The organism is Pseudomonas sp. SIMBA_067 (genome assembly GCF_046534675.1).
Taxonomy (GTDB): domain Bacteria; phylum Pseudomonadota; class Gammaproteobacteria; order Pseudomonadales; family Pseudomonadaceae; genus Aquipseudomonas; species Aquipseudomonas putida.
This window is the reverse complement of record NZ_JAWRYH010000001.1, coordinates 130,495-152,450: the sequence shown is the minus strand read 5'-3', so window position 1 is coordinate 152,450 and position 21,956 is coordinate 130,495. Positions and strand designations below refer to the sequence as shown.

The 21,956-nt window shown below is 60.4% G+C and carries 18 protein-coding genes and 2 pseudogenes; 8 read left to right on the top strand and 12 right to left on the bottom strand.

What is annotated here, in order from left to right; genetic code table 11:
• Positions 1 to 117: 117 nt before the first annotated feature.
• The 3 genes from bamA (at position 118) to SB765_RS00685 (ending at position 4,096) form a co-directional block, all read left to right on the top strand.
• The gene (gene bamA / locus SB765_RS00695; protein WP_410930771.1) at positions 118 to 2,481 is read left to right on the top strand and encodes an outer membrane protein assembly factor BamA; all 2,364 of its coding nucleotides are present in this window, start codon (positions 118 to 120) and stop codon (positions 2,479 to 2,481) included.
• A gap of 251 nt (positions 2,482 to 2,732) precedes the next feature.
• On the top strand, positions 2,733 to 3,116 hold the full coding sequence (locus tag SB765_RS00690) for a hypothetical protein (protein WP_341795628.1): 384 nt from the start codon (positions 2,733 to 2,735) through the stop codon (positions 3,114 to 3,116).
• 14 nt (positions 3,117 to 3,130) lie between these two features.
• Positions 3,131 to 4,096, top strand: a complete 966-nt coding sequence (locus SB765_RS00685; protein WP_410930770.1) for an endonuclease — start codon at positions 3,131 to 3,133, stop codon at positions 4,094 to 4,096.
• Positions 4,097 to 4,135: 39 nt separating this feature from the next.
• Here the strand turns inward: SB765_RS00685 and SB765_RS00680 are convergent, their stop codons facing one another.
• From SB765_RS00680 to SB765_RS00635, 10 genes are all read right to left on the bottom strand, one after another.
• Positions 4,136 to 5,110: a 2-hydroxyacid dehydrogenase gene (locus SB765_RS00680; RefSeq protein ID WP_341795630.1), complete on the bottom strand. Its 975-nt coding sequence runs from the start codon at positions 5,108 to 5,110 to the stop codon at positions 4,136 to 4,138.
• A gap of 10 nt (positions 5,111 to 5,120) precedes the next feature.
• On the bottom strand, positions 5,121 to 6,413 hold the full coding sequence (locus SB765_RS00675; protein ID WP_410930769.1) for an MFS transporter: 1,293 nt from the start codon (positions 6,411 to 6,413) through the stop codon (positions 5,121 to 5,123).
• A gap of 59 nt (positions 6,414 to 6,472) precedes the next feature.
• Entirely contained in the window at positions 6,473 to 7,423 is a 951-nt protein-coding gene (locus SB765_RS00670) for a sugar kinase (protein WP_410910697.1), read from the bottom strand.
• Positions 7,416 to 8,195 (bottom strand): sugar phosphate isomerase/epimerase family protein, encoded by a 780-nt coding sequence (locus SB765_RS00665; RefSeq protein WP_341795633.1) that lies wholly within the window; start codon positions 8,193 to 8,195, stop codon positions 7,416 to 7,418. The genes SB765_RS00670 and SB765_RS00665 overlap by 8 nt, the downstream gene beginning before the upstream one ends.
• 66 nt (positions 8,196 to 8,261) lie before the next feature.
• Positions 8,262 to 9,281: a transcriptional regulator PtxS gene (gene ptxS, locus SB765_RS00660; protein WP_410930768.1), complete on the bottom strand. Its 1,020-nt coding sequence runs from the start codon at positions 9,279 to 9,281 to the stop codon at positions 8,262 to 8,264.
• A gap of 264 nt (positions 9,282 to 9,545) precedes the next feature.
• Positions 9,546 to 10,793, bottom strand: coding sequence for a c-type cytochrome (locus tag SB765_RS00655; protein ID WP_410910694.1), 1,248 nt, complete (start codon positions 10,791 to 10,793; stop codon positions 9,546 to 9,548).
• 12 nt (positions 10,794 to 10,805) lie between these two features.
• Positions 10,806 to 12,590, bottom strand: a complete 1,785-nt coding sequence (locus tag SB765_RS00650) for a GMC family oxidoreductase (RefSeq protein WP_341795636.1) — start codon at positions 12,588 to 12,590, stop codon at positions 10,806 to 10,808.
• A gap of 3 nt (positions 12,591 to 12,593) precedes the next feature.
• Complete coding sequence (locus SB765_RS00645) at positions 12,594 to 13,340, bottom strand: gluconate 2-dehydrogenase subunit 3 family protein (RefSeq protein WP_410930767.1); 747 nt, start codon at positions 13,338 to 13,340, stop codon at positions 12,594 to 12,596.
• Positions 13,341 to 13,696: 356 nt separating this feature from the next.
• Entirely contained in the window at positions 13,697 to 13,819 is a 123-nt protein-coding gene (locus SB765_RS00640; RefSeq protein ID WP_410930766.1) for a DUF1737 domain-containing protein, read from the bottom strand.
• 3 nt (positions 13,820 to 13,822) lie between these two features.
• Entirely contained in the window at positions 13,823 to 14,683 is an 861-nt protein-coding gene (locus tag SB765_RS00635; protein ID WP_410930765.1) for a LysR family transcriptional regulator, read from the bottom strand.
• A gap of 91 nt (positions 14,684 to 14,774) precedes the next feature.
• On the opposite strand from SB765_RS00635, the gene SB765_RS00630 reads away from it, so the two are divergent.
• The 5 genes and pseudogenes from SB765_RS00630 (at position 14,775) to SB765_RS00610 (ending at position 19,251) form a co-directional block, all read left to right on the top strand.
• On the top strand, positions 14,775 to 15,188 hold the full coding sequence (locus SB765_RS00630) for a VOC family protein (RefSeq protein WP_341795640.1): 414 nt from the start codon (positions 14,775 to 14,777) through the stop codon (positions 15,186 to 15,188).
• Positions 15,189 to 15,220: 32 nt separating this feature from the next.
• Complete coding sequence (locus tag SB765_RS00625) at positions 15,221 to 16,510, top strand: cation:dicarboxylate symporter family transporter (RefSeq protein WP_410930764.1); 1,290 nt, start codon at positions 15,221 to 15,223, stop codon at positions 16,508 to 16,510.
• 393 nt (positions 16,511 to 16,903) lie between these two features.
• Positions 16,904 to 17,137: pseudogene (locus SB765_RS00620) on the top strand (DotU family type IV/VI secretion system protein); the annotation flags it as partial.
• Positions 17,114 to 18,109, top strand: a pseudogene (locus tag SB765_RS00615) (hypothetical protein); the annotation flags it as partial. The pseudogenes SB765_RS00620 and SB765_RS00615, both read left to right, overlap by 24 nt.
• Positions 18,109 to 19,251 (top strand): DUF6708 domain-containing protein, encoded by a 1,143-nt coding sequence (locus tag SB765_RS00610; protein ID WP_410930763.1) that lies wholly within the window; start codon positions 18,109 to 18,111, stop codon positions 19,249 to 19,251. The pseudogene SB765_RS00615 and the gene SB765_RS00610, both read left to right, overlap by 1 nt.
• 12 nt (positions 19,252 to 19,263) lie before the next feature.
• Here the strand turns inward: SB765_RS00610 and SB765_RS00605 are convergent, their stop codons facing one another.
• Positions 19,264 to 20,544: an OprD family porin gene (locus tag SB765_RS00605; RefSeq protein WP_410930762.1), complete on the bottom strand. Its 1,281-nt coding sequence runs from the start codon at positions 20,542 to 20,544 to the stop codon at positions 19,264 to 19,266.
• Between the two features lie 43 nt (positions 20,545 to 20,587).
• Positions 20,588 to 21,904 (bottom strand): MFS transporter, encoded by a 1,317-nt coding sequence (locus tag SB765_RS00600; RefSeq protein ID WP_341795644.1) that lies wholly within the window; start codon positions 21,902 to 21,904, stop codon positions 20,588 to 20,590.
• Between the last annotated feature and the right edge of the window lie 52 nt (positions 21,905 to 21,956).

Below are 21,956 nucleotides of genomic sequence, written 5' to 3'. Positions count from 1 at the left end.
TACACATCTTTACCCTCGGCTAACCGCGCCGTACACAGCCCGCCCGTATCCTCATCGCCCGCTGCTAGCGGGTTGCCCGCGCTTGCCCCCTTCGAATCCGCTTGTCTGGAACCCCCGATGAACTACCCGCGCCTGTTGCTCTCCATCCTGTTGCTGAAAGCCACGTTGGCCCAGGCCTCCCCTTTCAGGATCGCCGACATCCGGGTCAACGGCCTGCAGCGGGTTTCCGCTGGCAGTGTCTTCGGTGCCTTGCCGCTGAACGTCGGCGATCAGGCCGATGACCGCCGCCTGGTGGACTCGACCCGTTCCCTGTTCAAGACCGGGTTCTTCCAGGACATCCAGCTGAACCGCGATGGCAATGTGCTGATCATCAACGTGGTCGAGCGCCCGTCGGTGTCGAGCATCGAGATCGAAGGCAACAAGGCGATCAGCACCGAAGACCTGATGAAGGGCTTGAAACAATCGGGCCTGGCCGAAGGCGAGATCTTCCAGCGTGCCACCCTTGAAGGTGTGCGTAACGAGCTGCAGCGCCAGTACGTGGCCCAGGGCCGCTATTCGGCCGAGGTCGACGCCGAAGTCGTGCCGCAGCCGCGCAACAGCGTGGCGCTGAAGATCAAGATCAACGAAGGCACCGTCGCTGCCATCCAGCACATCAACATCGTTGGCAACAACGTGTTCGATGATAACACCCTGGGCCAGCTGTTCGAGCTGAAGACCACCAACTGGCTGTCGTTCTTCAAGAACGACGACAAGTACGCCCGCGAAAAACTGTCCGGTGACCTGGAGCGGCTGCGTTCCTACTACCTCGACCGCGGCTACATCAACATGGACATCGCCTCCACCCAGGTGTCCATCACGCCAGACAAGAAACACGTCTACATCACCGTCAACATCAACGAAGGCGAGAAGTACACCGTTCGCGACGTGAAGCTGTCCGGTGACCTGAAAGTGCCGGAAGACCAGGTCAAGTCGCTGCTGCTGGTGCAGCCGGGCCAGGTGTTCTCGCGCAAGGTGATGACCACCACCTCCGAGCTGATCACCCGTCGTCTGGGCAACGAAGGCTACACCTTCGCCAACGTCAACGGCGTGCCACAGCCGAACGACCAGGACCACACGGTCGACATCATGTTCGTGGTCGATCCGGGCAAGCGTGCCTACGTCAACCGCATCAACTACCGCGGCAACACCAAGACCGAAGACGAAGTGCTGCGTCGCGAAATGCGCCAGATGGAAGGCGGCTGGGCTTCGACCTACCTGATCGATCAGTCCAAGACCCGTCTGGAGCGCCTGGGCTTCTTCAAGGAAGTCAACGTCGAGACTCCGCCGGTGCCAGGCACTGACGACCAGGTCGACGTCAACTACAGCGTCGAAGAGCAAGCCTCCGGCTCGATCACCGCCAGCGTCGGTTTCGCCCAGAGCGCCGGCCTGATCCTCGGTGGTTCGATCAGCCAGAGCAACTTCCTGGGTACCGGTAACAAGGTGTCCATCGGCCTGACTCGCAGCGAATACCAGACCAAGTACAACTTCGGCTTCGTCGACCCCTACTTCACCGCCGACGGTGTCAGCCTGGGCTACAACCTGTTCTACAACACCACCGACTACAGCGACTACTACGACGATGGCGTTTCGTACTATGCGATCAACAGCTACGGCGCCGGGGTCAGCTTTGGCTACCCGATCAACGAAACCTCGCGCCTGACCTACGGCCTGACCCTGCAGCATGACGACATTTCGCCGGGTACCTATAGCGCCGACGAGATCTACGACTTCATCTCCCGTGAGGGCAAGAGTTTCAACAACCTGAAGGCGTCGATCGGTTGGTCGGAATCCACCCTCAACAAAGGCGTGTTGGCCACCCGTGGCCACTCGCAAAGCCTCACGCTGATGGCCACAACCCCTGGCAGCGACCTGTCGTTCTACAAGCTGGACTACAACGGCCAGGCCTTCCTGCCGGTGACCAACAACACCTCGCTGCGCCTGCACACCGAGCTGGGCTATGGCAATGGCTACGGGTCCACCGACGGCTTGCCGTTCTATGAAAGCTACACCGCGGGGGGCCAGGGCTCGGTACGCGGGTTCAAGGACGGCACCCTCGGCCCGCGCAATACCCCGGCCACCGGCACCTACGCCAGCGCCGGTCAGGCTTACTATTCCGACCGCGACACCGACGTGCTGGGGGGCAACATCCTGATTACCGGCGGCGCCGAATACATCTTCCCGTTGCCGTTCGTGAAGGACCAGAGCCAGCTGCGCAGCTCTCTGTTCGTCGACGCCGGCAACGTTTATGCCGACACCTGCTACCTCTCGACCACCCAGGGCTGCGGCAGCGTCGACCTGGCGCAGATGGCCGTGTCGCTGGGGGTTGGTGTGACCTGGTACAGCCCGATGGGGCCACTGAGCTTCAGCCTGGCGGCGCCATTGAAAAAGCCGGACAACGCCGAGACCCAGATCTTCCAGTTCTCGCTGGGGCAGACGTTCTGATACACCAGCCATGCACGGCCCCTGTAGGAGCGGTCTTGTGCCGCGATGGGCTGCGCAGCAGCCCCATAAGTTGTTGCCATGACACTGAAATCCCGGGGCTGCTGCGCAGCCCATCGCGGCACAAGGCCGCTCCTACAGGGACCGCGTAGGGCCTGTTTGAGTATTACCCGCTTTTACCCCCGCTTAACCCAAGTTGACAGTCACCTTGCCTAAGCTGGGCAACACCCGAACCCGCCCAGCAGGACACCCTCATGCCTCCGTTCACACCCTGTTTCCCCACATCACTGCGCCACGATGAAGTACCGGTCGCACTGCTCGACCTGGTCCAGCAACGCCTGGCCGGCCTGCTGGGCCCACGCTTTACCGTGGTGCTGGGCGGCAGTGGCAATGGCGCCGGGGTCAGTCATTACCACTTGGCAATACAGCACAACCAGAGCGGCGTTTCACTTGAGGACTCTGGCGACGTCGGTGCCGGTTTCATCGAGCGGCTGCTGCGCATGGGCGCTCAGGTCAGGGATATGCTCGACTCAGCCACGTTCAACCGCATGGCCGGCGACGACCCGGGCCGACCGCTGGTATGGCTCAGCGAGCTGGCCAGCGACGGGGAAAGCATTACAATGCGCGCCCCAATCTGAAATATGTTTTTCCCATGAAATCACTGCTTTACGCCGTAACCTTAGTGTTTTCCTTCACCCTCCCTGCCTTGGCCAACCCGCCAGCCACGTTCACCGAGGCCAAGGTGGTGGCCAAGCAGAAGGTGTACCTGGACCAGGCCAGCAGTGCCATGGGCGACCTGTACTGCGGCTGCAAGTGGACCTGGGTGGGCAAGTCCGGCGGCCGCATCGATGCGGCTTCGTGCGGCTACCAGACCCGCAAGCAACAGAACCGCGCCGAGCGCACCGAGTGGGAACACATCGTGCCCGCCTACACCTTCGGCAACCAGCGCCAGTGCTGGAAGAACGGCGGCCGCGAGCACTGCGTGGACAACGACCCGGTGTTCCGCGCCATGGAAGCCGACCTGTTCAACCTCTACCCGGCCGTGGGCGAGGTCAACGGCGACCGCAGCAACTTCAACTACGGCATGGTCGCGGGCAATGCCGGCGAGTATGGCCAGTGCACCACCAAGGTCGACTTCGTCCAGCGCGCCGCCGAACCGCGCGATGAAGTCAAAGGCCTGGTGGCCCGTACCACGTTCTACATGTTCGACCGTTACCAACTGAGCATGTCGCGCCAGCAGCAACAGCTGCTGATGGCCTGGGACAAACAGCACCCGGTGTCGGCCTGGGAGAAAGAGCGCGACCGGCGCATTGCCGCGATCATGGGGCACGCCAACCCGTTCGTGAGCGGGGAACGCAAGTGGACGGCTGACTACAAGCCAGTTGGCAGTGGCGTGGCGCAAGCGGTGCCGGTGAAAGCCAGCAAGGCAGAGGCCAGGCCGAGCCTGGCCACTGTCCAGTCAGTCGGGGCCGTGCTTGGCAACCGCAACAGCCACGTTTATCACCTGTCTGCTGGCTGCCCGGGCTATAACCAGGTTGCCGCCAAGAACCAGGTTACCTTCGCTAACGAGGGTGAGGCGCAGGCAGCGGGCTATCGCAAGGCAGGTAACTGCCGATAGACCTGTATTGTACGGGGGCTGCTGTGCAGCCCCTTGTTCTCAGGTCCTGCACTCCTCATTCACCAAATTCGCCGGCCGCTCGCCGGCCAGCGCGCTGAGCAGGTTGTCTACCGCGCAACGCGCCATGGCCTGGCGGGTTTCCTCGGTCGCGGAGCCGATATGCGGTGTCGCTACCACGTTATCGAGCTGCAACAGCGGCGAGTCTACTGATAGCGGCTCCTGCACAAACACATCCAGCCCCGCACCGCGTATGCGCCTGGCCCGCAACGCTTCGACTAGCGCCTGCTCATCCACCACGCGCCCGCGTGAGATGTTCACCAGGATCGCCTCAGGCTTCATCAACGCCAGCTCCCGTGCGCCGATCAGGCCTTCGGTGCTGGCGCTCAGCGGCACCGTCAGGCAAACGAAATCCGCCTGCTGCAACAACTCATCCAGGCTGCACTGGCGTGCCGCATGGCGCGCCTCCACCTCGGGCTTGGCGCGCTGGCTGTGGTACAGCACACGCATGCCAAAGCCAGCTGCCGCGCGCCGGGCCAAGGCTTCGCCGATGCGGCCCATGCCAACGATGCCCAAGGTCTTGCCATGCACGTCACAGCCAAAATGCGCCGGCCCCAGGTTGGCCTGCCAATGGCCGTCACGCACCCAGTTCGCCAGTTCCACCACCCGCCTGGCTGTAGCCAGAATCAAAGCAAAGCCGGTGTCGGCAGTGGTTTCGGTGAGCACGTCAGGTGTGTTGGTCAGCATCACCCCACGCCGGCTGAGTTCGGCAACATCGTAGTTGTCCACGCCCACCGAAACGCTGGACACCACTTCCAGCTGTGGCGCCAGGTCCAGCAGGCTGGCATCCAGGCGCAGGCTGGCCCCCAGCAACCCGTGAGCACCCGGCAACGCATCGCGCAGGCGGGCCAGGCCATCGGGCTGGGAGGTATCCACCCAGGTCACCTCGACGCGCTCTTGCAGGCGTGCCATCAAGTCGTCGGACAGGCGTTTGTACAGCACGATTCGCTTCTTCATTGCAGTTTTCCTATGAGTTCATGGCCAGCCGCGAGCTACCGCGCTTGGCCCGGCCAGACGTCTGGGATGTATTGAGTGCGGCGGTAAGTGCCACTGCGGTCAGCAGCGCGCCGCACATGAACAGGTAAGAGGCCCCTGGCCCGCCCGTAGCGCCATTCAGGTAACCCACCAGCCACGAGCCGCCGAACGAGCCCAGCGCGCCCATGCTGTTGATCAGCGCCATGGCCCCGCCTGCGACGTTGGCCGGCAGGATCTCGGGCACGATCGCGAAGAACGGGCCATAGGGTGCGTACATGCAGGCACCGGCAACCACCAGCAACGCGTACGACAGCCAGAAATGCTCGCTGCCCAACGCGTACGAGCCATAGAACGCCACGGCGGCAATCAACAGTGGTGGCCAGACGAAGCGCTTTCGCTTTTGCAGGCGGTCGGACGCCCAGGACACACCGACCATCGCCAGCACCGCCGCCAGGTACGGCACCGAGGCCAGCCAGCCGGCCTGCACGATATCCACATTCGCGGCCTCCTTGAGAATCGACGGCAGCCACAGCACGAAGCCATACACGCCAATGCTCCAGCAGAAGTACTGCAGCGCCAGGATGATCACCTGCGGCGAGCGGAACGCCTCGCGGTAGTTCTTCACGGGCTTGATACCCTGTTGCTCGGCGGCCAGTGCCTGCGCCAGGGCCGCCTTCTCCTGATCGCTCAGCCACTTCACCTGGGCCGGGCGATCATCCACCAGGCGCCACCAGAAGAACGCCCAGATCACGGCAGGCAGGCCTTCGATGATAAACATCCAGCGCCAGTCGTAATGCTTGATCAGGTACCCCGAAACCACCGACATCCACAGGATGGTCACCGGGTTGCCGAGCATCAGGAAGGTATTGGCACGCGAGCGCTCGGCACGGGTGAACCAGTGGCACAGGTACACCAGCATGGCCGGCATGACGGCGGCCTCTACCACCCCGAGCAGAAAGCGGATACCTATCAGCATGTAGACGTTGCTGACCATGCCGGTGAGCGTGGCAAGGCCGCCCCACAGGATCAGGCAGACGAAGATCAGCTTCTTCACGCTGCGCTTTTCGGCGTAGATGGCGCCGGGCACCTGGAAGAAGAAATAACCGAGAAAGAACAGCGCACCCAACAGCGAAGACAGCACCGGGGTGATGTGCAGGTCTTCGGCCATGCCGGAGGCGGCGGCGAAGCCGTAATTGGCGCGGTCCAGGTACGCCAGGCTGTAAGTGACGAACACAATCGGGATGACGTACCACCAGCGGCGAGGTGCCAGGCTTTGGCTTTGCATGGTTTGGTTCTCCTGAGCTTGTTTTTTTTGTTGCAACAGGTGATTCGGGGTTGGCTGGCTCACGCGCTTCTGCGCAGGTAGTAGGCCTCCAGCTCGTGGCGCAACGGCAGCCCTTCCATGTCGCCGCGCGACTGCACGGCGCGGCTGCCGCACCAGTTGCCACGCGCCACTGCTGCGGGCACGGCGCGGCCCTCCAGCAACGCGCTGAGCACGCCGACGGCGAAGGCATCACCCGCACCGACGGTGTCCACCACTCTGCTGACCGGCACGGGTGCTACCTGCCCTTCGCCCTTGGCGCTGCGGAAGTAGGCGCCGGCATCGCCCAGCTTGATCACCACCAGTTCCACCCCTTGGTCGAGGTAGAACGCGGCGATGTCCGCCGGGGTATGCTGGCCGGTCAGCAACCGCCCCTCTTCCAGGCCCGGTAGCACCCAGTCGGCCTTGGCCGCCAGGGCATTGGTTTCGCGCACCATGCTGTTTTGATCCGGCCACAGCGAGGGGCGCAGGTTGGGGTCGAACGATATGCTGCGCCCGGCTGCGCGCATGGCGTCCACCAGCGCGTGGGACAGCGCACGGCAGCTGTCGGACAGCGCCAGCGGGATGCCGGTGGCGTGCAGGTGGCGAGCCTGCAGGCAGGCAGGGTTCAGCAGTACGGGCGACAGCCTGCTGGCTGCCGAACCGCGGCGAAAGTACTCCACTGCCGGGTCGCTGCCATCATCGCAACGCGCCTTGAGCTGAAAACCCGTCGGGTAACTGGCATCCACCTCGACACCGGAACAGTCAAGGCCTTCGCGGCGCAAGCTGTCGAGCACGAAACGGCCGAGCGAGTCGTCGCCTACCCGGCTCAGCCAGCGCACCTTGAAGCCCAGGCGTGCCAAGCCGATGGCCACGTTGCTGTCGGCGCCGGCTATGCGTTTGCCGAACTGACCGACACTGGCCAGGTCACCTGTTTGCTCGGCGACGAACATGGCCATGGTCTCGCCGAAGCACAGCACGTCATGCTCATGCATGGGCCACCTCCACCCTCGCGCCCAATGCAGACAGGCTGCGTACCTGGGCACGGGTAAGCGCCAGCAAGTCTTCGCCAACCAGGGGGTATTCGACGGCGCGCATCACGCCGGGGGCGAACTCGGTCATCAGCGCTGTCCACGCCTGCAGGTCCGCCGCTTGGGGCGGTATGGCAACCAGGCGACCATCGGCCCGGCGCTGCACAGCCTTGCAATGCACATAGCGCACCCAACGGCCCAGTTGCCGTGCGGCTTGCCGCGCAGGCTCGCCTTGCCACTGCCAGTTGCCGATGTCGAAGGTCATGCCCAGACGCAGCCCAAGCGTGTCGGCACGCTGGAAGAACTGCAGCAGCGGTTCGATCCTGCCACCGTGTGCGGTTTGATCGTTTTCCACCAGCAGCAGCGGCCCCTGCGCAGGCAGCAGCGCTGCCAGGGCGGTTACATCGCAGTGCGCATCGAAGTGCCCCAGGGAAACCTTCAGCGCTACAGCGCCAAGCGCCCGGGCAGTTTCCAGCTTGCGGACCAGTAGCGGGTCAGGCACGCCTTGCGCGGTCCACAGTTCAAGAGGTGTCGAGTACAGGCACTCCAGGCGCAGTGCGGCGATGACCGCACCGAGTGCAGCCGCGTCCGGTGCACTGGCGAACAACTCTTCGCGCAATTCCACTCGGCTGACGCCAGCGGCCGCCAGCATGTCCAGGAACTGCTCCTGGCCACGCTGCCGCACAAAGTCGGCACCGTAGCTTGAGAGGCTGATGGAAACGGGGTTCGGGTGCATTGTTTTTATCCTTATGAAACCGGTTTCATTTTAAGTCGGCAGCAGCAGGCGCGGGCCTGCCGTTGCTTACTGGGGTTGGGTTGAGCCGCGGATGATGAGGTTGGCCTTGAAGTCGATGCGCCGGGCTGCCCCGTTGTCGCCGCGCAGGCGACCGAGCAGGCTTTCGAATGCCGCCACACCGATACGCTCGGTGGGTTGGGCCAGCGCAGTGATGCCTTTGCCGACCAAGGGGTACCAGTCGAGGTCGTCGAGGGCGATCAGCCCGACATCGGCGAACAGGTTGCACCCGGCCTCGTGCAGGGCCCGGGTCACCGCCAAGGTGGCAACGCCGTTGAAGGTGAAGATGGCTTGCGGGCCATGGCCGCAGCTGGCAAGAAACGTAGCCAGTTGGCCCTGCAGCCCGGCGCTGATTTCCAGTACCTGCTGGCGCATGCCGGGCCGGCGGCTGACCGACGCGCCGAATGCCTGCACCCGCTCCAGGCGTGAGCTGGTGCCATCGAGGGGTTCGCCGACCGCCAGGATGTCGCGGTAGCCCTGGGCCTGCAGGTGGTCGAGGGCCTGCTCGACGGCGTCGGCATTGTCCAGGCCTACCAGGTCGACATTCAGCTCGGGCAATTGGCGGTCGACCAGCACCATGGGGAGGTCACGCTGCAGGTTGAGCAGTTCGCCGGGGTGATGCCCGAGCGTGTTCACGATCAACCCTTCGACGTTGTAACTCTGCAGGGCCACCAGGTGGTGACGCTCCTGCTCGTCGTCGCGGTTGGTGTTGCACACCACAAGGCTGTAACCGTGCTGACGGCAGGCGGTTTCCACACCATGCATCACGGCCACTGAATAGGGGTTGAGAATATCGGCCACCAGCATGCCGATCAGTCGCGTCTGGCCGCGCTTGAGGCCGCGGGCCATCTGGTTGGGGCGGTAGCCGAGGCGTTCGATGACCTGTTCCAGACGCTTGGCCGTGGCTTCGGCCAGCAATTGGCGATCGCCCCCGATGTAACGGGAGACGGTGGCCTTGGAAACACCAGCGACACGCGCTACTTCGCTGATGGTGACCCGTTCGCGGGCATGGGCAGGCGCGTCGGTCATGGGCGGTCCTTATGATTATTGTGATAGCGATGAAACCGGTTTCAATACAGCAAAACTGCGGCAGTTCGTCAACCTGCCGTTGGTCGGCAATGTTGAAACAAAGATGATATTCAAGATTAGATAAGCAAATTAAATAATTGATGCAAATACAATTTCACCCAAAAACAATGTGGGAGCGGTTCACCCGCGAATGCGTCGGTAGATTCGACATCGCATTCGCGGGTAGGCTCGCTCCCGCAGTGGATCAGGGTGCAGCTGGAGAGGTCAGCGAAGCGACTTCACATCACCCGCCGTAACGGCGCTGCCCTGGTTACCCCAGCTGCTTCTGATGAAGTTCACCACCTCGGCAACCTCCTGGTCACTCAGGCGCCAGCCGAATGCCGGCATGGTGAAGTTCGAGGGCGCGGTGTGCGTCGCCGGCACCGTACCCCCCGCCAGCACCACGTGAATCAGCGATGTGGCATCTGCGGTCTGTACCACCGGGTTGCCAGCCAACGCGGGGAACACGCGGGTGTAGCCTTGGCCATCGGTCCGGTGGCAGGCCGCGCAGTTGTCGATGTACACCGCCGCCCCGGGTTTGCTGTCGTCGCCCTTCCACAGCGCATCCGCGACCTGCTTGTCGTAGACGTGCGGCTGGTCATTCGGATTGCTTGACGGAAGGGTCTTCAGGTAACGGGCGATTGCGCTAAGGTCGGCGTCACTCATGTGCTGCATGCTGTGTTCGACCACATCGCTCATGCCGCCGAACACCGCGCTGCGATCGCTACGCCCGGTCTTCAAAAACTGAACCAGCTGCGCTTCGGTCCAGCTGCCCAGGCCGTCCTTGTGATCGCCACGCAGGTTTTTCGCAATCCAGCCTTCCAGCGGTGCGCTGCCGGCCAGGAACTGCTCGCCATCTGCAGGGCTCAGCGCCTTTTCCTGCATGGTCAGCGCACGCGGTGTATGGCAGGCGCCACAATGCCCAAGGCCTTCGACCAGGTAAGCACCACGGTTCACCACCGGGTCGGCTGCAGCCGATGCCTGCCAGGGCTTGGCCTCGGGCGCAAACAGACCACGCCAGATTGCCAGCGGCCAACGCATGCTCAGCGGCCAGGGAATGTCAGTGGCCTGGTTCGCCTGCTCGACCGGCTCCACACCCTTCATGAAGTAGGTGTACAGCGCCTGCATGTCCTGCTCGCTGACCCGCGCATACGACGGGTATGGCATGGCCGGGTACAAGGTGCTGCCATCCTTGCCAATGCCCTTGCGTACCGCCTGGTCGAAGTCTTCGAAGCTGTAATTGCCGATGCCGCTGGCCGCCGGGGTGATGTTGGTGGAGTACACCGTGCCGATTGGCGTTTCCATCGGCAGGCCGCCGGCAAAGGCCTTGCCGCCCTTGGCGGTGTGGCAGGCCACACAATCACCGGCGCGGGCCAGGTACTCGCCCTGGCGCACCTGCGCATCGTCATTCGCCACGGCCTGTAAGGCCGTAGTGGCACCGAGCAGCAGGGTTGCGATCAACATTGTCTTCATGCTCATCGCTCCTCAGGCCTGGACCAGCGGGCCGGGGTTTTTCAGGTACTGCTCGCGGATCGCGCGTGCCGACCAATAGGTCAGCGCGGCCACCAGCCCGGTCGGGTTGTAACCCAAGCCCTGCGGGAACGCCGAAGCCCCCGGCACGAACACGTTATGCACGTCCCAGCTTTGCAGGTAGCGGTTCAGTGCACTGGTCTTGGGGTCGGTGCCCATGATCGCACCGCCGTTCAGGTGGGTAGTCTGGTAGCTGGCGGTGTTGAAGTGGTCCTTGACCTGCTTGCCCAGCACGGCAATGGCCTTGGGGTTCATCGCCTGAGCGATCTTGCTCAGCTTGTCGACCATGAACTGGTTCATCTTGATGTCGTTTTCCTGCCAGTCGAAGGTCATGCGCAACAGCGGCTGGCCGTAGGCGTCGCGGTAGGTGGGGTCCAGGTCCAGGTAATTGGCACGGTAGGACTGGTGGGCGCCATGGGCGTCCATCGACACCTGGTGGGTGTAGTAGTCGGCCGTGGCTTTCTTCCAGGCACTGCCCCAGGCCGGCGTACCCGGCGGGTTGGAGGTGCCGGCAATCGGCCGGCTACCGGCCTGGTTCACCCACATCGGCGAGCCCCCGACAAAGCCGTGGGGGCCATGGTCGAAGTTGTCGGCATTGAAATCATCGATGGCAATGCCGTTGCCACCTGCGCCGATGAAGTTGTTGGTGTAGGTGTTTTTGTCGAAGAACGCCTTGACCGTGCCCATGTTCTGGTAGGCGAAGTTACGCCCGACCACACCTTCGTTCTTGACTGGGTCATAGGGCTTGCCGATGCCGGAAAGCAGCATCAGGCGCACGTTGTTGAACTGGAACGCCGCCAGGATCACCAGCTCCGCCGGCTGCTCCACCTCGCGCCCCTGCGCATCGATGTAGGTCACGCCAGTGGCCTTGCGCTTGCTGTCGTCCAGGTTTACCCGCAGCACATGGGCATTGGGCCGCAACTCGAAGTTAGGCACCTGGCGCAGCGCCGGCAGAATGTTCACGTTGGGCGAGGCCTTGGAGTACATGTAGCACACGTAGCCGCTGCAGAAACCACAGAAGTTGCACGGCCCCATCTGCGCCCCGTACGGGTTGGTGTAAGGCCCGGAGGTGTTTGCCGATGGGAGGTTGTAGGGTTTGTAGCCCAGGCTGGTGGCGGCTTTTTCGAACAGCCTGGCCGACACCACGTTCTTCTGCGCGGGCAGCGGGAACGGGTTGGAACGGTCCGGCGCGTAGGGGTTGCCGCCCTTCCCTTCACCGACCACCTGGCCGTTGACGGTCCACGCCTGGCCAGAGGTGCCAAAGACCTTTTCGGCAAAGTCGAAATACGGTTCCAGTTCTTCGTAACTGACGCCAAAGTCCTGGATGGTCATGTCTTCGGGAATGAACTTACGCCCGTAGCGCTCTTCGTAGTGGCTGCGCAGGCGCAACTCCACCGGGTCGACCCGAAAGTGCACACCCGACCAGTGCAGGCCCGCACCGCCCACGCCCTTGCCCGGCAGGAACGCACCGAGCTGGCGATTGGGCAGTGCCACGTCATTCACGCTGTGGCGAATAGTGACGGTTTCTTTCGACACATCCACGAACAGCTTCTTGCGCACGCTGTAGGTCAGCTCATCGATCACTTGCGGGTAGCTGCCTTCCGGGTAGGTATCCTGCATCGGCCCCCGCTCCAGGGCCACCACGTGCAGCCCGGCCTCGGTCAGCTCCTTGGCCATGATCGCGCCAGCCCAACCGAAGCCGACGATGACCGCATCCACTTTGTTCAACACAGTCGCCATGCCTCAGGCCCTCTCGCCGCGGATCGATACAGCCGGGAACGGGTAACGCTCGTTACGCTCGACCCAGTCCATGAAGTCGGCGCGGGCACCGGGGAAGCCAATCTGGGTCCAGCCGACCATGCCTTTGTTGCCGCCATGAATCGGGTCGCAGAAGAACCCCTCACGGGTGTTCTGCACCAACAGGCTGAAGAACACCTTCGCCGGGACGGCGTCGAACACCAGTTCTCCTGCTTCGACCTTGCTGAGAATACGGTCTCGGGTAGCGCTATCTTGCGCGGCAAAAGCTTGCCCGCCGTTGGCTTTGCACCAGCCGTCCACGGCCGCGATGCCCAGGCGATAGATTTGTTGCGGGCTGAGCTGCAACTGGTAGCCAAGCTCGGGCGCGGCGTCGGCGTTGAACGGGCCTTGCATGTACCACTGCGCGCCAGTCGCGTAGGGGGTGTTCATCTGGCGGTCGATGAACTCGGCGGCGCCGGCTTCGAGTGCGCCGGGGCCAAGCTCATCGGCCGGGATGATGCGCGATACCGCAGCTTGTACAAACGCCCACTCTTCGGCGCTGAAGAACGTCGGTTGATAGTTGCCCGCAGGCGGCGTGGCCGGCACGTTCGGTTGCTGATGCGGTTGCGGGGCCGCAAGCAGCTGGCTGGCGCCCACGCCAAGCCCTGTGCTGGCCACGGTAACCACGGGGATCAGGGTCAAGGTCTTGCGCAGAAAGTCCCTGCGCGGGTTGTCTGGGGCATGCTCAGGCATTGCGAATCCTCATCGGCTGTGCGGCGGCCTTGATAAGCGCCATCTGATTTTCTGTGGGAGGTGATCTTGATAGGCCATCAAGAAGACAGCCAAATAATCTAGCGCGTTCAGAAATGTTTTGAAACCGGTTTCATGCTTGACAATAACCCGCTGAGCCGCCACGACACTGCCGGCCGGTCAAGGCCTTTTCCATCTGTCTCACTCTCTGCGGATATGCCGCTACCTACAGTGTCGTCGCGCGCGCCTCTCACAGGCGCTACTGGACCGAAACAAACGTAGGAACAAGCGCAGCTCGCTATGCGCCGCGCGGGCGGCGCTCGATCCCGCAGGCACCGCAGACCCAAGGCTAACCTCTATCAGGCTGAAATCGCCTGTGCCCCCGGCCAGATGACAGCCTGGGCGGCGATTACATTCTTGCCATTGAACGTGAGCGCAGGCCCACCATGGCGCTGATACCCTTGCTCCAAGGCATCACTCACTCCCTAAACGGCGGTGAGAAGATCCCGAAGGCGCTGAAGGGCTGGCAAGTTACGATTTGACTCACTATAAGCCAATACGATGTTCCGGCTGTAACGGGAATCCTGACTTACGGGAATATAGTGAGAACTGAACGACCCTATCGTGAGCCACTGAGGTACCAGTGACACCCCCTGCCCACAGGACACCAGCAAATCAATGGCTTCCAGTGAATCGATATCGCAAGCCACCCTTACATCAATGTCACGATCATCAAGGTAACGTTGAGCCAATGACCCGCCCCATGAGTTGACGTCGTAGCGTATGAAGGCCTGAGATTGCAGGGCGGATGAAACTGCTTCTGCGGTGACCGGCGTACCGCTTAGCAGCCCAAGCGGCTCGGAGCGGAGCAAATATAGCCTTAAAGACTTAGGTAGTTTGAACGGTGGCTCAACGAGAATGGCCGCGTCCAGATCGCCACCGACAAGTTTATCGTACAGGAGCCTTGAATCGCCTGGGGTAATCTTCAGCTTCACGTCAGGTGCGCATACCGAAAACTGTTCGATGGCTGACGGTATGATCCCCGTTAACGCGGTGGATATAGCGCCAAGACTAAGGTCCCCTCGCAAGCCATCAAGTTGCAAATCGAATTTCAATTCATTGACTTGTAGTATGATGTCACGAATTTTTTGTATCACTGCAATCAGCCTCTGGTTGGGCCTTATCGAATGGGCATCTCGATTGAAAAGCTCGCACTCCAGTTCTTTTTCGAGGCTTTGAATTCGCAAGCTGATGGCCGTCGATGACACACTCGACTTTTTTGCAGCACTCGCGATTGACCCGTGGTCAATGACAGATATAACTGCCTCAAGCGTTCTGATGTCCATACCGATTCCTTATGCTCAGACCAAGAATTGGTGGGTGTACATGAATCGCGCGTTCTGAAAAGCTTTCCTCCCCCTGCTGAGGAGAGTCGCCATGTTTAATCCTTTCCATATCGCCTACCATGTTACCAGCCTTGAAGAATCCCGAAAATTCTATAAAGAATACTTGGGATGTATCGAGGGGCGAAGTACTGACACCTGGGTAGATTTTGACTTTTTCGGGCATCAGATCTCCCTTCATCTTGGTGAACCATTCAAGACTACCCGTACAGGCAAAGTGGGCCAGCACATGGTGCTGATGCCCCATATTGGGGTGGTGCTGCCGCTTGATCGCTGGCTAGCGCTTGCTCAGCGGTTAGAGGCCAAAGGCATCGTGTTTGAGATCCCCCCAGTCGTTCGGTTCAGAGGGGAGCCCGGGGAGCAATGTACGATGTTCTTCCTGGATCCGAGTGGCAATCCAATTGAAGTCAAAGGCTTTAGGAATCTCCCCGCCGTCTTCGCTTCTTGATACATCTAAATAATAACAAGAGACTCAACACCATGGCTGCGAAAAAAAAGATCAGCTTGATCACCCAGATTGCAATCGGCTTATTTTCAGGGGTTATTGTCGGGCTACTGCTCAACTACTTTCCCGATCAAAAAGACTGGTTGGTAGCGCAGGTCCTTCAGCCGGCGGGCGATGCCTTCATCAAGCTGATGAAAATGATCATCGTCCCGCTGGTTTTCTCCTGTATGGTAGTGGGGATTGCGGGATCTGGGGGCCGTTCTCTCGGGCGAGTGGGCACAAAGGCCTTGGTCTACTTTTTTTCGGTTACCGGCCTGGCAATTGTTTTCGGATTATTAGTGGGTAATATTTTCCAGCCTGGCGTTGGTGCTGACTTTTCCAGCGCAGCAACCACCACAGTGCAAGCCCCTATGCAGGGTGCTTCACAGGGGTTAGGCAATGTGCTCCTGGGGATTATCCCTGATAACATCATCGCGGCGATGGCTGAAGCCAAGCTACTTTCCGTACTGTTTTTTGCGATAATTTTTGGGGTTGCGCTTTCTAATCTGGAACCGCAAAAGCGACTTCCCTTGGTAGGTGCATTACAAGCCGTTGCCGACACCATGTTCAAAGTAACGCACATGGTGATGGCGTATTCTCCGATCGGTATTTTTGCCCTGATTGCAGTAACAGTATCCAGCTTTGGTATTCACGCCCTGCTGCCGCTGGCGAAGCTGATCGGCGTGACATACCTAGCGGTTATAGTCTTTGCTATCGTGGTGCTCGGCTTCATTGCAAAGCTGGTCGGCGAAAATATTTTTGAAATCATCAAGGCTTTCAAGGATGAATTATTGCTGGCATTCAGTAGCGCCAGCTCCGCGACGGTCATGCCTCAACTGATGGCCAAGAGCGAAGTGAGAGGCGTGCCAAGCAACATCACCACGCTTGTCATACCGCTGGGATATTCGTTCAACCTTGATGGGGCCTCTTTGTTTGCAGGGTTAGGGACACTCTTTATTGCCCAGGTTTACAACATTGAGCTCGCCCTGGCAGACCAGATCATGCTTGTTTTCATCATGGTCCTAACCTCCAAGGGCGCGGCGGGCGTACCGGGGTTCATGTTCGTCATCCTCACTGCCACGCTCACCGCCGCCGGGTTGCCGTTAGAGGGTGTTGCCTTGATCGCGGGCGTGTACAGGCTAATGGATATGCCGGTTACTGCACTGAATGTGCTAGGCAACGCGCTGGCCCCCTTGGTAGTGGCAAAATGGGAAAGTCGATCCCAGAACCGTGATGAATCTGTGAAAGGTGATGCTGAAACTAGAGCACTCCCTCAAGAACAGTGATTCGATCAGTATCGCTGCGTTTTGCGAAGCACGAGGAAGTGCAGTAGTCAGTCGATCAAGTTCACAGGTGGTTCTTCATATATACGCGTTGCGTTGGCACCTGAAAACAGCCTTGCACTACTGGCCGCTGCTGTGCCGTGGCCCTCGTAGCAGAGGCACCAGCAGCCACCAGAAACAACCGCAACATATACCAAAGCACCGACCCGTTGCCTGCGAATAATACTTTAAAAATAATCTGTAGCGAAACTTCCTACAGCTCTTTAGGAAGTTTCAATCTCCCATAGAAATTGATTCCTCGTTAGTCTTCAGGCTTTCGCAAATTGCTTGCGCCCGATCACATGGGGAGTCCGCGGCCATTGCGTGAGTTGCCCTGCTAATTGACGAGGATTAAGGATGTCCAGACTGTCCGATGGCACTGACAAACCGGTGCCGGTCAAGAAAAAGCCAGTCCTGCTTGAGGATATCGAGGAAACCCAACAGTTCCGTACAGGCGCTGATCCTCAACTCGCAACGGATCTATCCGGTTACCCCGCCGACCCGGAGTTCCAGCTGCGTGGCGGCTTCGAAAACCTGATGCTCGTTGCGGCAAGCCCGCTGTTCGGACTGGTCATTCGGCGACAGGTACTGAGAACCGGGGCACCGAGCAGCGCAGACCGAGCGATGCACCACGGTCTACGCCTGGCGTTGTTTGCTTCGGTACATGAAACGGCTGTCGAAATACGCGTGAGTGAAGCTGCACGAAGTGGGCAGCCAATCAATCCGCAACGCAGCGGTGGCCAGATTGCACGGTACCTGGATCAGGCCTGGGCCGAAGGGCTAATGCAGGCTGATAACAAGCAAAGCGACTTCTATAAAGTTCGTGCTGCCGGCCTGATATGCCTTATCGAAGGCATGCTGATGGCTTTCAAGGCTCGCGAGCTGCCTGACAGTGATGCACGTATCAAGACTGAACTCATGGCGGCCGCGATGACTACGGCTGCAGCAGGCTTTGAAATTGGAGCCAGCTATGTTGACCAAGTGGTAACACGATACGGCGCTAACAGTGTGACCGGGAAAGGGGCCGCCGCGACATTGGGGAGGTTGAAGCTCTGGGGGGCGGGATTGGCTGGTATCGGAGGTTCACTGCTGGCGTGGTGGGACTTCACTGATTCGGTTGAGCACTTCAATAGCAGCCAGAGTGACGCTACCCAGCGGGCTCAAAAAAACTCGAGACTCTTGGCCGCTACGTATTTTGTGAGAGGGATGGCCACAATAACCCTTTCGCTAGCAGAGCTAGGAACAGCAGTCGCGGTTGCAAAGCCTCTCTTCGACTACCTTTCTCATAATGCCAAAACCAAGCTGGCTAGGATGCTATCCACGTCCTTGAGAGAGCTTGCAAAAAAGCTCGGAACGCAGGCCGCTCGGTTATTACTTGCCCGCCTTATTCTTGGCGCTTTCTGGATTGGCCTAGTCCTGACAGTGATAATTTACATATTTGAAGACGACGCTTTAGAGAAGTGGTGCAAACGCAGCAGCTTCCGCCTTGCAAAAAACTCAAAACCGTTTGAAGAACAAGAAGAACTGAAGACCCTGCACTCCGCATTCAGCGAGGTATTGTGATGTATCTGATCGAATGGGGTTTCTGGCAAATGGCTACTGAATCCGAAGCTGCGCGAAAAGCCTATGAAGCAGAGCTGACACCGAAAGAAAAACGTCAGGATTTGTATGAGGACGAGCTGGCTGAAGAAATGCACTTTCAACCGGTGAGTGAAAACCCACGCACAAGAGGCCCTGTATTCGCTTTTAACGACATCTTCTTAGACATTCGCTGTGGTGGTTCAGAAGAAAAGCGCGGGCTGATTACGCTCGCAACGCTCGGAGCCATCGCCCCGGCCGTTGCTGTTGGACTTTACATCACCACCGGGTTTATCTGGATGGACATCACAGACCCTGAGGGGCGGTCCGTAATCACGATTCTTACGACACTTATAATGCTCTCGGTCACCTCGACGTCACTGTATCTCTATTCAAAATATGGAATTCACCTAACCCGACTAGAAATGCTGACTAGCCGTCACTTGCTCATTCGTTTCAATCGTGTAACCCAACAAGTTCACCTACATCGACCGAAATACTGCGGCGGCATCGTCACTTTCCCGTGGAAAACAACCGGAAGCACAGCCATCGACCCAGAAGATGACCCACTCAGCGTGGGCATGCGACTAGGGCTAGTCTGGCACCCCAGCCGCACCGGCCTCCCCCACATGGAAATGGCCCTACTCGGCAAACAAGGCCAAGGCGGCAGCGAACTCCGTGACGAGTGGGAGTTCATCCGCCGCTACATGGAAGAAGGCCCACACGCCGTCCCCCGCCCCCGCCTGAGCACACAACTACCATCACCCATCCAGGCCTTCAGCGCCCAGTTCGAGGGGCTTGGGCGTTTCTTCCGCAAAAGCAGCTGGTTGTTCAAAGTTATCCTGCTGTTCGTCTGGCCCGCTTTCGTCATTGTTGGCACCGGCCACTGGCTCAGCCTGCTGCTGTGCTGGCGACCGCGCTGGCCGAAAGTAATCCGCGAGGCCGGCTTGCCCGGCAAGCCCGTACCACCCGTGACCACCCTCAGCGACTACCCACCCGCAATCCAGGAGCGCCTGCTCGCCAATGCCTACCGCTGGCAGCTCAAACCCGGCAAACGGCCTGAGAAAAAACCACGAAAACCGCGCAGATCCAGGTCGAAAGAGGAACCGGCTGCACCCACAGAATGATTGTGTCTGCATTCAGAATTCGACCGTGTACCCCACGATCACGCGGTTCTCATCCGCTGCATCGGCAAAATTCGAGCGCATGCTCGCATTGCGCCAACGCAGCGACACATTCCGGAGCGCCCCCGACTGCACCACATAGGTGATGTCCGTGGTCCGCTCCCACTCCCGCCCTTCTCCGTCGCCAGCCGCCAGCGCCCTGCCCTTGGCGCTGGCGATGCGCTGCGGGTCCACATGGTCGCCCTTCACATAGCGCACATTGAACGTGAGCCCTGGGATACCCAGCGCAGCGAAGTTGTAGTCGTATCGCAGCATCCACGCCCGTTCATTGGCCAGGGCAAAGGTGCTGACCTGCTGTTCGCTGAACAGGTAGGTATCGGTGCCACCCACGTAGGCATATGCCGTATCGCCGCGCAATTTCTGGTAGCCACCGCTGAACGTATGGCCTTGAACGCTGTACCCGAAGTTGGTACTGAGGGTCTGGTTGTCGACTTCACCCAGCAAAGCCCGGCCCTGCTCGCGTGCGTTGAACCAGCGCCACTCGGTAAACACATCCCCGGGCCCTAGGCGCGTCTTGAACTTGAACCCGGCAAAATCACGCCGGAACAGGTCTTCGAGCGTGCTGGTGTGAAGGCTGAGGGTCAGGTTGTTCAGCGGCTGGTAATCGACACCGCCGTAGTAAAGCCGGTCACTGGTTACCGTCGCCGAGTAGGCCCCTTGCTGCGCCATGGCGGTCAGGTCCTCATAGTTGGTGGAGTCACGCAACTTGGTGGCATCCACCTGCAGCAGGGTGAACGTAAACCGGTCCAGGTCCTTGCTCACCAGTTGCGCACCGTTGAACCACTGGGGGAACAAGCGGCTGTTGTTGGACGCCAGCAAGGGCAGTTGCGGGCTCAGGCCGCCGACTTTCAACTCGCTCTGCGCCAGCCTGGCCTTGAAGGTGGCCACCGCCTTGGCATAGTCGTCCGCGGCGCGTTTGTCGCTGCCACGTGGCAACAGGCCGGTGCCGCTACGGTCGGGTGAGGAATCCAGCTTGAGCCCCAGCATGCCGGCTGCATCCAGGCCAAAGCCGACCAGACCGTCGGTGTAGCCAGACTGCAGGCGCAGCATGAAGCCCTGGCCCCATTCACCGCGCCGCGATTGCGTGGCGCTGTCACCGTGAAAGTCGCGGTCGAAATAGAAATTGCGCAGTTCCATGCTGCCGCTGGCGTCATCGATGAAGCCGGCCTGCGCGTTTTGACAGGCGCAGCAAAGCGCCCCGAGCATCAGCGATGCTCGCCGGGAAAGATTGATCATGGGTGTGCCTGGTTCTTGTTGTTGTTTGAAGACTCAGCGCCAATCAGCTTCGGGGGTTGCGCACGTAGCGCATCACCACCAGGCAGGCGATCAGGATCAGCGGGGCGATGGACAGCATGCCCATGGAGTCGCTGCCGGTGAGGTCATTGATCTTGCCCACCATCACCGGTGCGACGATGCCGCTTAGCTGCCCGACCGAGTTGATCGCCGCAGTACCGGTGGCAATTGCCAGGCCCGAGAAGGTCGACTGTGGAATGGTCCAGAAGATCGGGATGGCGATGAACGTACCTGCGGTGGCCAGCACCAGCGCGGCCATCATCGCCAGCGACGAGTCGGAATACAGGCACGCCAGCAGGTAGCCCACAGCTGCCGCCAGCAGGCAGTACACCAGGTAGCGCTTGCGCTCGCCGGTACGGTCGGAGCGACGGGTCAGCAGCACCATGCCGATGCAGGCCACCGCGTACGGCAATGCCGACAGCACACCCACCCAGAGCATGTCCTGCACACCTGATGACTTGATCAGGTGCGGCATCCAGAAGTTAAGGCCATAGGACGCGGTTTTGATCACGTAGTAGATGAACGCCATGATCGCCACTTCACGGGTCAGCAACACCCGCCAGATCGAGCCGAGAACCGGCTTTTCGGCGCGTTTGTCCTGGGCCAGGTTTTCCGCCAGCAGGTCCTTCTCCTCACGGCTCAGCCATTTTGCCGCTTCGATGTCCCGGTCCAGCTTCCACAGCACTAGCAGGCCCAGCACCACGCAGGGCAAACCGGACATCAGGAACAGCCAGTGCCAACCGGCAAGGCCTAGCACACCATCCATGGTCCCCAACAAGACACCTGCTGCCGGGCCACCCACCGCACCGGCCAGCGGCACGGCCAGAAACCACAGGCCATTCATCTTCGCCAGGTGCTTGCGCGGGAACCAGCATGCGAGGTAGAAAAGAATCGCCGGGCCGAAGCCGGCCTCCATCACCCCGATCAGAAAGCGCAGGAAATACAGGGTGTACTGGGTATAGGCAAATACCAGCGTCGCCGTCGCCAGGCCCCACGACACCATGATCCGGCAGATCCAGGCCGGTGCCCCGTAGCGCTTCAGGCCCAGACTGCTAGGTACTTCGAACAGTACATATCCCACGAAGAACATGCTCGCGGCCAGGCCGTAGGCGGCGTCGCTGAGGCCCAGTTCCTGCTGCATCTGGGCTTTTGCGAAACTGATGTTGATGCGGTCGAAGTACGAAAACAGGAAGCAGATGATGGCCAGCGGCATAATGCGCCAGGCCACGCGGCGGTACAGCAGCAGTTCATTGATGTGGCTGTCGTTGCGCTCACGCGCCAGTTCGCCGGTCATGGCAACCATGGTGGATCTCCATTCTTGTAATTATTGGAGAGCAGCGACGCCTTCATGGGCG